Annotated in this window: 15 protein-coding genes; 7 read left to right on the top strand and 8 right to left on the bottom strand. The window is 39.5% G+C overall.

The window, feature by feature from the left end; translation table 11 throughout:
- Positions 1 to 100 precede the first annotated feature (100 nt).
- On the top strand, positions 101 to 556 hold the full coding sequence (locus Q0A12_RS09435) for a GNAT family N-acetyltransferase (protein ID WP_291292398.1): 456 nt from the start codon (positions 101 to 103) through the stop codon (positions 554 to 556).
- 329 nt (positions 557 to 885) lie between these two features.
- Here Q0A12_RS09435 and Q0A12_RS09430 read toward each other — a convergent pair whose 3' ends face one another.
- A complete protein-coding gene (locus Q0A12_RS09430; RefSeq protein WP_291292397.1) occupies positions 886 to 1,821 on the bottom strand; it encodes a WYL domain-containing protein in 936 nt (311 codons plus the stop codon).
- A gap of 78 nt (positions 1,822 to 1,899) precedes the next feature.
- Between Q0A12_RS09430 and Q0A12_RS09425 the strand changes: the two genes are divergently transcribed.
- The 5 genes from Q0A12_RS09425 to Q0A12_RS09405 all read left to right on the top strand — a co-directional run bounded on the left by Q0A12_RS09425 (position 1,900) and on the right by Q0A12_RS09405 (position 5,847).
- On the top strand, positions 1,900 to 2,355 hold the full coding sequence (locus Q0A12_RS09425) for a VOC family protein (RefSeq protein ID WP_291292396.1): 456 nt from the start codon (positions 1,900 to 1,902) through the stop codon (positions 2,353 to 2,355).
- A gap of 11 nt (positions 2,356 to 2,366) precedes the next feature.
- Positions 2,367 to 2,879 (top strand): ClbS/DfsB family four-helix bundle protein, encoded by a 513-nt coding sequence (locus Q0A12_RS09420; RefSeq protein WP_291292395.1) that lies wholly within the window; start codon positions 2,367 to 2,369, stop codon positions 2,877 to 2,879.
- Between the two features lies 1 nt (position 2,880).
- Positions 2,881 to 3,369, top strand: a complete 489-nt coding sequence (locus tag Q0A12_RS09415) for a MepB family protein (protein ID WP_291292394.1) — start codon at positions 2,881 to 2,883, stop codon at positions 3,367 to 3,369.
- 440 nt (positions 3,370 to 3,809) lie between these two features.
- Entirely contained in the window at positions 3,810 to 4,811 is a 1,002-nt protein-coding gene (locus Q0A12_RS09410) for a bile acid:sodium symporter family protein (protein ID WP_291292393.1), read from the top strand.
- Positions 4,747 to 5,847 (top strand): iron-containing alcohol dehydrogenase family protein, encoded by a 1,101-nt coding sequence (locus tag Q0A12_RS09405; RefSeq protein ID WP_291292392.1) that lies wholly within the window; start codon positions 4,747 to 4,749, stop codon positions 5,845 to 5,847. Before Q0A12_RS09410 ends, Q0A12_RS09405 begins: the two co-directional genes overlap by 65 nt.
- A 186-nt stretch (positions 5,848 to 6,033) precedes the next feature.
- On the opposite strand, the gene Q0A12_RS09400 is transcribed toward Q0A12_RS09405, so the two are convergent.
- The 7 genes from Q0A12_RS09400 to Q0A12_RS09370 all read right to left on the bottom strand — a co-directional run bounded on the left by Q0A12_RS09400 (position 6,034) and on the right by Q0A12_RS09370 (position 12,203).
- Complete coding sequence (locus Q0A12_RS09400; protein WP_291292391.1) at positions 6,034 to 6,282, bottom strand: SdpI family protein; 249 nt, start codon at positions 6,280 to 6,282, stop codon at positions 6,034 to 6,036.
- A gap of 231 nt (positions 6,283 to 6,513) precedes the next feature.
- Entirely contained in the window at positions 6,514 to 7,119 is a 606-nt protein-coding gene (locus Q0A12_RS09395) for a response regulator transcription factor (protein ID WP_291292390.1), read from the bottom strand.
- Positions 7,112 to 8,227, bottom strand: a complete 1,116-nt coding sequence (locus Q0A12_RS09390; protein WP_291292389.1) for a sensor histidine kinase — start codon at positions 8,225 to 8,227, stop codon at positions 7,112 to 7,114. Before Q0A12_RS09390 ends, Q0A12_RS09395 begins: the two co-directional genes overlap by 8 nt.
- Positions 8,224 to 8,985 (bottom strand): ABC transporter permease, encoded by a 762-nt coding sequence (locus Q0A12_RS09385; RefSeq protein WP_291292388.1) that lies wholly within the window; start codon positions 8,983 to 8,985, stop codon positions 8,224 to 8,226. The genes Q0A12_RS09390 and Q0A12_RS09385 overlap by 4 nt, the downstream gene beginning before the upstream one ends.
- A complete protein-coding gene (locus Q0A12_RS09380; RefSeq protein ID WP_291292387.1) occupies positions 8,982 to 9,866 on the bottom strand; it encodes an ABC transporter ATP-binding protein in 885 nt (294 codons plus the stop codon). Before Q0A12_RS09380 ends, Q0A12_RS09385 begins: the two co-directional genes overlap by 4 nt.
- Positions 9,867 to 10,182: 316 nt before the next feature.
- Complete coding sequence (locus Q0A12_RS09375; protein ID WP_291292386.1) at positions 10,183 to 11,139, bottom strand: L-lactate dehydrogenase; 957 nt, start codon at positions 11,137 to 11,139, stop codon at positions 10,183 to 10,185.
- Between the two features lie 98 nt (positions 11,140 to 11,237).
- Complete coding sequence (locus tag Q0A12_RS09370; RefSeq protein WP_291292385.1) at positions 11,238 to 12,203, bottom strand: TDT family transporter; 966 nt, start codon at positions 12,201 to 12,203, stop codon at positions 11,238 to 11,240.
- Between the two features lie 150 nt (positions 12,204 to 12,353).
- Between Q0A12_RS09370 and Q0A12_RS09365 the strand changes: the two genes are divergently transcribed.
- Positions 12,354 to 13,193, top strand: coding sequence for a LysR family transcriptional regulator (locus Q0A12_RS09365; RefSeq protein ID WP_291292384.1), 840 nt, complete (start codon positions 12,354 to 12,356; stop codon positions 13,191 to 13,193).
- The last annotated feature ends 68 nt before the right edge of the window (positions 13,194 to 13,261 follow it).

Raw genomic sequence — 13,261 nt, 5'->3', positions numbered from 1 at the left:
TTAGTATCAGGGTTTCAAGTATGTTAGAAAATGTATATTCCTGTATAATTATGATGGTTGATAACTGAGTAAACTAATAAATCATCAAGGAGGGACATTCGTGAAGTTAAGAAAATATCGTGAATCAGATTGTGAAGCAATCGTTTGTTTGTTTTATGATACTGTCCACAATATCAATATTCGTGACTACTCTGAGACTCAGCTTAATGTTTGGGCACCTAAATCGGCTGACTTTAAAGGTTGGAATAAGTCACTTTTAGAGAGCCAAACATTCCTAGCTGAGATAGAAAATGTTGTAGTTGGGTTTGGAAATATCGATTCTACAGGATATCTTGACTGTTTGTATGTACATAAAAACCATCAGGGGGAAGGTATAGCTACTGCACTTTGTGACGCATTAGAAGCAACCACAAGCGGTGTAATTACTACTCACTCCTCGATAACCGCCAAACCTTTTTTTGAGAACAGAAGCTACAAGTCTGTGAGAAAACAGGTCGTTGAACGTCAAGGCGTAGCTTTAATTAATCACGTTATGGAGAAGAACCAAGTTATTTGAAAAGAGGGTAATAGTCTAACTTTGTCTGATATTTAGATTTCTACATAAGGAGTTGTCTGAATATGGGTTCATTTAAACATATATCTGATTTTAAGCGTGTTAAAGAAATACCGTATAACAATAAGGTTGGGTAAAATTCTTCAAGTAACTGATCAAGATCCTTTTCATTCATTTTTCCTCTCCTTTATCTAAGAAACGCACAAAAAGCCAAAAGGTTACAAAGAACTTACCTAAAATATCAAATCGATAATCCTACTATAGAAATCTCTGGCGAAGCAAATCAAGCATTCGTTTTAGAAAATCATCTTCTGATTCTTTAAAACAGCTCTTCACTCATAGCTGGCCATGATCTTTTTGATACAGTCTAAATAATCCTTCCGCAATATCTCCGGGGCAATAATTTCCACGTGTTCGCCGAAGCCGAGAAAATAATTAGTCATAAACCGTAACTCTGTCTGATCAAACTTCCCTTCGATCCATGTCCCTGTTTCTCGTTGGCAAAGAGACATATTGGAAAAAGGATGTTTCAAAAAATATTCTTTCCCTGTTTCACTGACCTTAGCCTTGAAGGGAATGTTTCGATAGGTTTGCATTTGCTCTTGGTAAGAATTCAGCAACTCCCCTTTTGCATATAAGGTTTGATAGGTTGTTTCCACCACGATCGATGCCATAAAATCGCAACGATAGGTCCGCCATGCTTCTTTTGCTAAATCGAATGCCGTACAATACCAGTAGCCATCCATTAGAATCAGCCGAGTCGGCAACAGCCGTTTTTGTTGCGAACCGTAGCGTGTATACACCACTGTGATGATCGCATTTGTCAAAATACACTCAAACAACTGCTCCAAATTTTCTGTCGTGGCGATTTGACTGATTCCTTCGTAGTGTACACAATCCAGCATCGTCGCGATTTGCTGCTGTTTTTTCTTTGGAAAAGTGTGCAACAGTTTTTCTTGTAGCTGCCTATAAGTAGCACCAAATGGTGAATCGGTCAGTAAGTTCAACAGTTGTAAGGAATAAAAAATAGCGAAGACTTCTTTTTCGCTAAAATGAATCGGCGGCAGCAATGTATTTTGCAAGACTCGATAACCGCCATAGCGGCCATTCTCGACATATAGTGGCACCCCTAGAGCTTCAAGTTCTTGAATATCACGAAGTGCTGTGCTTTTTGAAATCCCAAAGGTCGCCATCAATTCTTTTAAATGAAAGACCTTCTTTTCATTGATATAAAACATTTCTTGTTGGATTCTTTCTGTTTTTTTCATATTCTCCTCCAAAGGTGTCATGAAATGAAACCATTAACTGCTACAGTTAGTTTATCATAGCGAAAAGGAGAAGTTATTATGGCATCAATTGATTTAGCACTTTTTTTGACCTTAGAAGGAAAAGGAACAGAAGCACTAGCTTTTTACCAGAATGCTTTTAATGGACAACTACTGTTTAAAATGACATTTCAAGAATTTAAAACTCAATTGGCTCCCGACACCGTGATTGAAACTGGCACTGAGCATTGGCTTTCCCATGCGGTACTACAAATAGGTTCGACACAAATGCAGCTGACAGATCAACCAATCGATCCTAAAATTTCTTACCAAAAAGGAAATACCTTGTCATTGAGTGTCATTACGGATACGATCGAAGAAGCACAAACCGTTTACGAGAAATTGAGCCATCACCCATTGAGTAAGCCCTATCAGACACCTATTCAAAATGAATTTGCGGACTTTTATGCTATCTTGCAAGATCCATTTGGTCTGGTCATTCAAATCACCAAAGAAAAAACACTTTCTGATAAGTAGGAGGAAAATCGATGCGTCAGTATCAAACAAAAGCAGAATTGATCCAAACCATTCAAGACACGTTTCAAAAATACATCACCGAATTTGAAGAGATTCCAGAAGAATGGAAACACCAGCACCATGATGAGGTAGATAAAAGCCCCTCTGAAAATTTGTCTTATCAATTAGGGTGGCTCCATCTTCTATTAGACTGGGAAGCCCAAGAAAAAAACGGCGTTGCTGTGCAAACGCCAGCAGCAGGTTATAAGTGGAATCAGTTAGGTGCGCTTTATGAGCAATTCTATCAGCGCTATGGACAGCTTTCCCTAAAAGAACAACAACAGCAGTTGACCCAACTAGTTGATGAACTATGCCAATGGATCAGCACACTATCAGATACCGAACTGTTTGAGCCCGGACAGAGAAAGTGGGCCACGACCAAAGCGCAATGGCCCTTGTATAAATGGATCCACATTAATTCAGTGGCGCCATTCACTAATTTCCGAACAAAAATCAGAAAATGGAAACGGTTGGTGATGGCCTAAAATGCGCCAATCCCAACAGTTGATCACTGCGCTGCTGCGACTTATTGAGGTTGAACCCTGTGCTGTCCTTGACGAAGACCAAAACAAAGCCTATGAAGGCCTGACTTTCGTTGCCAAAAACACGACCTTTCGTAGTCGTCTGGCAAAGAAAACACCAAAGAAAAAAGGCTATTTCGTGGCATTGTGGGAGCATCCTCAAGATAAAAATCAAGCGTATTCGTTAAGTGGCAGCCCAGACAAATTAATAATTACTGTCCTTGATGGCAAACAAAAAGGCCAATTTATCTTCCCAACTTCTGTTCTTGTCGCCAACGGCATCATCAAAACAGCAACAACCGCTGGAAAAATGGCTTTTCGCGTGTATCCACCATGGGTGCAGGACTTAAATCCTATCGCAGCCCAAACACAGCAATGGCAAGCGCCTTACTTTCTCGATTTGTCGCACCCCCTCAAGCAGACTGAGAACCTAGAAAAGTTTTACTTTCAATGAAAAAGGCTTAGAAGTGGGCTGCCCTTCTGAGCCTTCTTCTCTCATTCCGTCTCTAATTTCCTTTATGAACAAAAATCTCATTTTCCCTTTGACAGAACCGAAACTATTTTGTACACTAGATAAAACAATTTAAATATTCTGAAAATTTAGACAAAGGAAGTGATTTAATGACACCTCGTAGAAGAGAAACAATTATTTTATTATTATAGTTGGGACTGTTTGAACATTTATTCAAAGAGTCCCTATTCACATTGCACCAGAAGAACAGAGAATCTTCTTGGGTGGAATGTTTTTTTATACCCTTTTTTAAAGCTTCACTTGTTGAAAATTTTTTTGGTAGCTGCACTGATTTTTTATTGATTGCTATGATCCCTGACACGGCTACGAGAGCGGTGTGAGGATTGCTGGTTGCTTTACGTCAAGATGGAAGGAAAGTCTTAATGAGAACAATAAATACGATTGCCCAATTTGTGAATAAATACCTGATTTATCTAATGGTCCTTTTGATGTTGATTTCCTATCTGTTTCCCCAGCCGTTTTTATGGATTCCTACGCGCACAACGACATTACTCAGCATCATCATGTTTTGTATGGGAATGACGTTAAATGTCACTGCTTTTAAAATGGTGGTGATTCAGCCAAAAGCGTTTCTTTTAGGTTTATTGATCCAATTTACTATCAGTCCCCTTGTTGCCTATGGCTTGGCACAGCTTTTTGGGTTATCTTCCGGACTGATCATCGGTTTTGTCTTACTAGGTTCTGTTTCAGGAGGAACCGCCAGCAATGTGATGACTTTCATCGGCAAGGGAGATGTCGCATTGACAGTCTCTTTGACCACCGTCTCCACACTAATGGCAACGGTCGTGACCCCTTTTCTCGTCTATCTCTTAGCCGGACAGTATACAGAAATTTCTTTTTTCGCCATGCTGCTGTCGGTTTTGCAAATGGTACTGCTGCCGATTCTTTTAGGAATCATCGTCCATAAGCTTATCGCCAACTCTATCGATGCCTGGATGCAGGCTTTTGTTTTAGTCTCTTCCGTCAGTATCCTGCTGATCGTTGCAGGAACCGTGGCAAAAAATGGCACAGTGATCCTGCAATCCGGACTAATCGTCATCTTCCTTGTCTTGTTGCATAACCTTATCGGTTACGGGGCAGGCTATGGTATCAGCCGCTTACTAGGTATCAGTGACCAACAAGCCAAGTCAATCATGTTTCAATTAGGCATGAAAAATACCGGTCTAGCCATCTCTTTAGCCAATGCCCATTTTGCTGCCATTGCCGCTGCTGTTACCCCAGCTGCTGTCGGCATGATCATTCATCAAATCACAGGCCCAATACTAGCGAATATAGTCGCAAAGAAAGAAGGAAAACAATATGAGTCAAAGCATCTTTTTACCAAATTATACGATCGGAACAGACGCTTACGAAAAAGTAAATGACATCGTTAAAAGTTATGGAACAAAGGCTGTTCTGATTGGTGGAAAAACAGCGCTAGCAAAAGCAGAGAATAAAATCAAGACTGCCCTGACGCAAGAAGTATCCGTCATTGACAGTCTTTGGTATGGTGGAAATTCTACCTATGAAAATGTGGCGCGCTTAATGCAGGAAAAAAGTGTCCAAGCATCAGAGGTCTTATTTGCCGTTGGAGGCGGTCGTGTGTGTGATACCGTCAAAGTTGTCGGTGAGAAATTAGCCAAACCCGTCTTCACATTTCCGACGATTGGCTCAAATTGTTCTCCCGTCACAGCTGTGTGCGTCATCTACACCGAAGCAGGCGAAATGCAAGGATTATTCTTTTCTTCAAAACCACCGGTCCATGCCTTTATTGATACAGCCATTATTGCCGCAGCGCCGGATAGTTACCTGTGGGCCGGCATCGGTGACGCCTTATCCAAAGAAATCGAAGCCACTTTTTCTTCCAGAGGAGATCAATTGGATCATACCGATGCATTAGGCATTCAGATCAGCAAAATGTGCACGGAGCGCTTATTGACCTACGGCACGCAAGCGTTGAAAGACAGTGCCGCCAATCGGCCCTCTGATGCCATCCAACAAGTCGTCTCAGATATCATCGTGACCACCGGGTTGGTGTCTGTTTTAGTCATCAATGACTACAATTCTGCCATGGCACATTCGTTTTATTATGGCACGACTGTCCTAGAAAAAATGGAACACTATCTCCATGGCGCTTCCGTCAGCTACGGTGTTCTAGCGTTATTGATGATGGATCAGCAGACCGAACTATTTCAACGGGTCTATGCTTTTATGAAAGAAAATAAGCTGCCGGTCTGTTTGGCTGACATGTGTCTCAATGCTCACTCAGACTTGAAAGCCATTTTAGATAAAGCCATGACCACAAACGACATTATTCATGTACCCTATCCCATCACTCGCGAGATGTTCCAGCAAGCCATTCTCAATGTAGAAGCCTATCATGCCAAGCAAGAAAAACAACAGTACACTACTATTGGATAAAGCTTTCGCATAGCCTTGTCTCAGACTGGTAAGGCTATGCGAAACCAACGTGTTTTTTCATACATATCGATGATCCATGAGAATCAATTCTAGCGTATCAAATAATTTCACTACCTATTTTTTCAAAATGAAGATTTTTCTCGTAAGCTGAGTCACAATAAAATAAATTAAAAGGACAGACAGCACTCAAAACAGAAAAAAACGGTCATAAAAGGGTGAATTCTGACCAAAAAGCGCTATAATGAAATATTCGCTACTCACACAAATCAAGCTAAACAAGCCTCCGCGAGTATTCGCATAACGCCATGTTTCCTGTGAGTACATCGTTGTGCTGGTGCGAAATCCTAACAAACGGCTCCTATCTAAAAATCCGGCTATAAAGACTAAAATACTGCATATGACCCAAAAGATCAGCCATTGAATCGGTGTCTCCATTGCTATTTCCTCCTTTACGATACTCGAAAGATCACCCGACATTTCTTACAGGCATTCTTCTTTTTCTTTGCTAACGATTTAAACTAACTAGTTAAACGAGCGATTTCCTCAAGTTCAATTATACACTTGTTGTCGTATAACATAAGATAGCAAACACTACTAAACAGATTACTAAAAGAGCAGATCGTATAACAATTTCTAGGAACGAACGTTCTCTTCTATCATTTATATTCAAATCCATCCTTGGTCTTTCGCGAAATTGATTGCTTCAATTCTTGAACTTGTACCTGTTTTACTTAGAATTGCTGAGATATAGTTACGTACTGTTCCCTCACTTAAAAAGAGTATCTTTGCGATTTGTTGCGTACTAATTCCTGACTTTAATAAATTTAATACCTCCAATTCTCTTGGAGTAAGAGGATTCTTTTGCGCAATCACTGCCTTAGCCACAAGTTCTGGTGAAAATATGGTATCACCTGCCATGATTGAACGAATATAACGAATCAGTTGGTCACTAGGGGTGTCTTTTAGCATATATCCGTTAACATTATTTTTTAACGCTTGCTGAAAATAGCTATCTCGTGCAAATGTTGTTAAAATCATGATTTTGGTATCCACATTCAACAGTCGTAGTTGGTGAGCAATCTCTAATCCGGATAGATGCGGCATTTCAATATCCAATAAAACTATTTCCGGCTTCAGACGAAGGATATCAGACAGTGCCTCTTCACCATCCATTGCAGAACCGACAACTTCGATATCTGATTCAAGATTTAAAATCATCGCTAATGCCGTGTTTAGTAACTCTTGATCTTCTGCTAAATATAATTTAATCATTTGTTTGCTCCTTAGGTAAGTAAACGAGAATCTCTGTGCCCTGAGTACCATTGATCTCGATCTTGCCATTTTTCATTTGAACCCGTTGTCTCATCCCAGAAAGACCATATGATCCCTCCTTTACTTGTAAAAAACCTTGGCCGTTATCTTTTATCGTCACAAAATAGTCTGCTTCGTCTTCTTCAAAAGTGATGGTTGCCAAACTCGCCTGACTATGGCGGATCATATTTGTAGCTGCTTCTTTGATGACCGCTGAGAGGGTATTTTGAACACTGATTGGCCAATTCACGGCATTTTCTTCATTAATCGTTTGCAAGCGAATTTTGGCAACAGCTAAATTTTTTTCCTCTTCCAACATCATTTTGGCAATCGTCCGCTCCTGTAAATTTGCGACGATCCCTCGAACTAAAGTTAAGTTGGCACGAGATGTTTCTGCGATGTCTTGTAATTCTTTTTCTGCTTTAAGCAAATCAATCGACGCCAATTTCTTTGCCAGTTCTGCTTTTAATGTAATGATAGAAAAAGCTTGGCCTAGATTATCATGGAGATCTTGTGCAATGCGATCTCGCTCATTTTGTCGTACAATAGCTTCCAGTCGTTTGTTTTGTTGACTTAAATGATTCATTCTTCTGTAGGATTCACTCATTGCCTTCGCAGCTAGGGGTGAAATGATCGCAGCAACTACTGTCAAAGGAATTTCCACCATGTCTGCAGAAGATATTGGATATATGATTATCAACATAGTAATCAAGCTAATAGCAGTACTGACATAGTAACTAACCAAATAGTGATAATAAACGGTCTTTGGCACCGGTACCGATCCAATCTCCCACGCTGTAAAAATAAACAAATACCCATTATGTAGAAAAAGACCAAAAAGACAAGCGACAATCAATTGTACAATGACATCCATTGTTAAATACTTATGGGCGGTATAACCATCACGATATGCTTTTAAAAAAATCAATAATAAACAGACAAAAAGCCACTTAATCCAAGAATCAAGTGACAGTAATTGTATAATCGTAGGTACTAAAAAAACAAGCCAAAAATAAGGTGTGATACCAAATCTTCTAGGAAACAACAAATGTTTTTCTAAAAAAGTCATACTGATTGAACCTCTCTTTTTTTTGTAAGCATGACAACGCCTTTAAGTATTCCTGCTAGTAAAATACTCCATGCTAATAGTACGCTAAAATGATTGAAATTGAAATGCTGCCCCTGAACAAATTCATTTAGAAACTCTTTGGCATGATAAGTAGGTAGCAGTTTCCCAGTATGCTGCATCCAATTAGGCATCGTATCTAACGGCCACCATAATCCACTCAAAATAGCCATTGGAAAGACTGCTAGATTACAAAGAACATTGACGGTATTTCCTGAACCAGCCAATGAAATAAGAATTCCTAATAAAACCAATGGGAATGAAACTAAAGGAAGAAGTAATATCAACTCTACTAAATGGATCATAGAAACTTGAATGTGGTTAATCATATAAGCAGTAATTTCCAGTGCGCATGCACCCAATATATTTAATGATAAAAAAACGATGATCATAGATCCATAATATTGAAGTTTTGACACAGCACTCAGCTCGACTAATAAGTCAAGCTTACATCCACGATCTTCTAACAATGTATTAGAAACAGCAAAAACAGAACTAATCAACATACTATATACGATCATGCTGATCAAATACGTTACATTCCAGTTTTTTAAAATATTGTCAGGGATGGTTTGATTCATCACTTGTGTAAACAAAAGATAAAAACCAATAGGCATAGCCATACTGAAAAAAAGAAACCTTAAATTCCGAAAAATGATACGCTTGTAATTAATTTTTACTTGAAAGAGAAAATTTTTCATTTGATTGTCCCTCCAATGACTTCATGAAATAATGTTTCTAGAGAATTTTGTTGCACAGTTAAGGATTCGATTTGGTCAAGATAGGGCATAAGTTCTGTAAGCACCAAATTAAGATCACCCGTGCTCAACTGCACCCGTTCTTGATAGGTACGAACATCATTGACTCCTGTCAGCTTTGCAAAAACTGCTTTCGACAATTTTGTTTTAAATTGAATACTTGCATTTCGACTTTGATTTTGTAACGCTTGTAAGTGATCGTTATAAATCAAGTGTCCATCTTTCAATATCATGATACGGTCAGCAATCTGATCAAGTTCTTCAAGATAGTGGCTGGTGATAAAGAATGTTTTACCTTCTTTTTTTAGATTTTCAATCGTCTGCCAAAAGGTCATTCGACTGTTGCTGTCCATCCCAGCAGTCGGTTCATCTAAAAAGACTAGCTGAGGGTTACTTGCCATCGCTGCAGCAAAAGTCAATCGGCGCTTTTGCCCACCAGATAAATGGTCCACATACTTTCCTTCCACTTTTTTTAAATGAGCGAGATCAATCAATTCTTTATAGGAAAGTGGTTGGTGATGATAACTGCGGATGAGATTCAAACACTCTTTGACCGTAATTCTTGGTAAAGATATACTCTTTTGCATCATGATTCCGATCTCTCCTCGAAGTTGTCGCACATCCTGTTTCCCCATGATTGTAATAACACCAGCATCTTTCGTGATTATGTGATTTAATACATTGATCATCGTTGTTTTACCAGCTCCATTTTCGCCTAGCAATGCGACAGATTCTCCAGCATTTATCTGAAATGAAAGATGATTCAAAATTGTTTCTTTATGGTAATTTTTAGTTAATCCTGACACATTGATAATTGATTCCATGCTCATCGCCTCCTGATAATTCCAGCATAGTCCTTTCAATAGACTAACAACAGTCACAGCTGTCAGGATTTGATGATGACAACTGTCATATGGTATAGCAAAAAAAGAGCAGCTCGATTTAACTCGAACTGCTCTTTTTCTATTACAGCTTATCAATTAGCTAAGGAATTCGCTCATTTCCACCTGATTATGATCTTATCGTCTCAACAATCGTTGCGCCATTCTACTACCTCTTGGAAATAGCCATTTGTTATGAGAGATAAACGACTGACCAATTGCTTTGGCGGACGATCGCCGATAGTGATAGTATCTCTCCTCAATGAGTCATTTTATCTAATGATTCGATTACTTCTCTTAGCTGGCTGCAGGATAAAGCAAATTTTTGCTTCTCAGCTGGATCGATATTCAGCTCAATGATTTCCCGCACACCGCCTTGGTCAACGACCGAAGGAACGCCTGTAAACAAATCTTTTTCGCCGTATTCCCCATCGAGATAGGCAGAGACAGGCAATACTGCTTGTTCATTGTTTAAAATTGCCCGGACGATTCTGGCAACACTCATACCGATTCCATAGAAAGTGGCTTTTTTCCGATTGATGATTTCATAGGCACTATTTTTCACTCGATCAGAAATCGTTGTAAAATCTTCTACCGTCAGTCGATGGTTTTTGACGATAAACTCTAGCAACGGTTTTCCCCCTACTGTCGTATGTGACCAGACCGCTACTTCAGAGTCCCCATGCTCGCCAATAATGTAGCCATGAATGCTTCTTGGGTCAATCTCTAATTTTTGCGCCAATTCTTTACGGAATCTGGTGGTATCTAGCGTTGTCCCAGTTCCAACGACCCGGTTGCTTGGTAGACCGGATGCTTGCCAAGCCACATAGGTCAAAACATCTACCGGATTAGAAGCAATCACTAAAATACCGTCGAAGCCTGCCCCCATCACTTCTCTTACAACACTAGTCATAATACCGGCATTCACATCAATTAATTCCAACCGTGTTTGACCTGGTTTTTGGTTGACACCTGCCGTGATCACCACGATATCTGCATCCTGACAGTCAGAGTAGTCGCCAGCCCAAACTTTGATGTTTTCTTGGGCCCATGACATCCCATCCAATAAATCAAAGGCTTCTCCTTCGGCCTTTTCACGATCCACATCGATCAAAACCAATTCATTGATCAGCCCTTGGTTGATCATTGAGTAGGCAATACTTGTTCCTACAAATCCAGTGCCGACAACAACAACTTTTCTACTTGTGTTTCTCATATGAATCCACATCCTTTTCTATTATTAGAAATAATATGTACTTCATCGTAGAACAACAACCGATTAAAACTTTCCTTTTTACTCTGATAAATTATGGATCATTCGTGTTGTGCAAGCAAACTTTTTGTCTGCCCATACAAATGAACGGCATACTTCAGCAAAACATAGCAAACCACTGCGATAGCTAAGATCGTTTCCACAATACTCAACAACTCCGTCGCACCAAATAAAATTGGCCGATCCATAAAGAATTGCGAAGACTTAAACATAGCAGTTGCTGAGATAACCAATGGGAATGTGAAGGCGGCATAGCTAGGATAGAAGCCGACTTCCAGCATTTTTTTCATATACAAAACGACACAGAAGTAAATTGCTTGCGACAAGATGAGCATTAACGCCACAAACCAAGTTGATCCATCTTTAAAGACCGATAGGTAGCCTGCTAAACACAAGGAACCAGGAGCAGTCAAAATCGTAATCAAAGGAACTGCTGAAGCTTCTGTCATTTTTTGGAACATAATTCTTCTTAGAATCACGGGTAGTAGAGCAAAATATAAAAACAGTGCAATCCACACCACGATTTCCCCCAGCTCTTTGATAAAGACAGCTGATGTGTTCGGAATCACCCCGATACCAACGAAGGTAATAAACCAACTCGGATAGACATATTCCAACGTGATGTCGACCGGTAAAATATGAACAACAACAAAATAAACCATTAGGCCAAGATGCAACCCGATTGCTGTCAGCCATAGCAAGTCATTCATGATACATTTAGGAAATGCCCGTTCCAAGACAACTGAGATTACCATCAAAGACATTGTGAAGGTCGGCGCAACAGAAGCGACGATTGGATTTTTCAAATCCGCTAATGTGCGTTTGAATGTGAAAATGAGTTTGAGAAGGAACAGGATCATCACCAAAATACCAACTAAACAAAAGGCATTTCCGGTTACTTTGAATCCTTCAGCAAACAATAAATTTCCTAATGAGACCGTTCCTAAAATCAGCCCACAAATAGGAATCGGAATCGTATTTAAAAAATGTTTAACTCCGTTAATCATTGATCTCCCCTTTCTGAACGATTAAAAATTTCTATCGTACTTGCGTTATCTTTTGTTGCCATCTATAATATAAACACGATTTAACTATTTGTAAAATAATGTTTTTATATACCTGTTATAAATTTTATTAATAGAAAAGGTGGGATTCGCTTGTTTGAACTGTTGAAAACATTCGTTGTCGTCTATGAAACCAGAAATTTTAGTGTAGCCGCTAAGCATATGTTTAAAACCCAGCCGACCATCTCCGTCCAAATTCAAAAATTGGAGACTGAGCTAGGCTTCAAACTCTTTGAGCGCAAAGGAAAACAACTGATTCTGCCCACAAAACAAGCAGAATTTTTGTATCCTAAAGTAGTGGATTCCTTGAACTCATTATCCAGTGTCTTTGCCCAAGCCAAAAACGCCAAAAATTTTAAAACCGATTGCGTGCTGGCTTGCTCCAATACAACCGGTGTCCATCTCCTGCCAACAATCATGGGCCAGCTGATCGAGCAATTTCCACTGATCGCTTTTGAAATCAAAATTATGAATTCTCAAGAAGTGATCGACGCTGTAGAAACCAACAAAGCTCATATCGGACTGATCGAAAAAGCCATCGTCTCTCCTTTGATCCAAAAAGATTACGTCTATAAAGATGAATTAGTCCTAGCCGGAAACAGTGATTCCGATTTTTGGATTCTAAGAGAAAATGATTCCGGGATGTATTATATTAATGAAACGTACCTTTATTCGAATCATTTAAATCCGCAAATCATTAAAACCAATAATAACGAAGCCATCCTAGCATTATTGGAGGATAACATCGGCAAGTCGATTATTTCTAAACTTGCCCTGACAGACACCTTGAATTGGCAAGAACTAGCCCCAGAGTTTCGCTACCGAGATCTATTTATTATCCAGAATGTCCAAAGCCCCTATCCAGAAACAGCGGCTGTTTATGATGTGATCAAAGACTTACTGATTCAGCTGTCGGAAGAAGCAACCGAGTAAACCTGTAAAAGAAGCTAGAACAAATTGAATGTTATAGAAATCGTTAGCCAATGAAGAATATCTGAAGT

This window comes from Enterococcus sp., from assembly GCF_022711995.1.
GTDB lineage: Bacteria > Bacillota > Bacilli > Lactobacillales > Enterococcaceae > Enterococcus_D.
The sequence above is the reverse complement of the archived record's forward strand: the minus strand, read 5'-3'. Positions and strand labels throughout refer to the sequence as shown.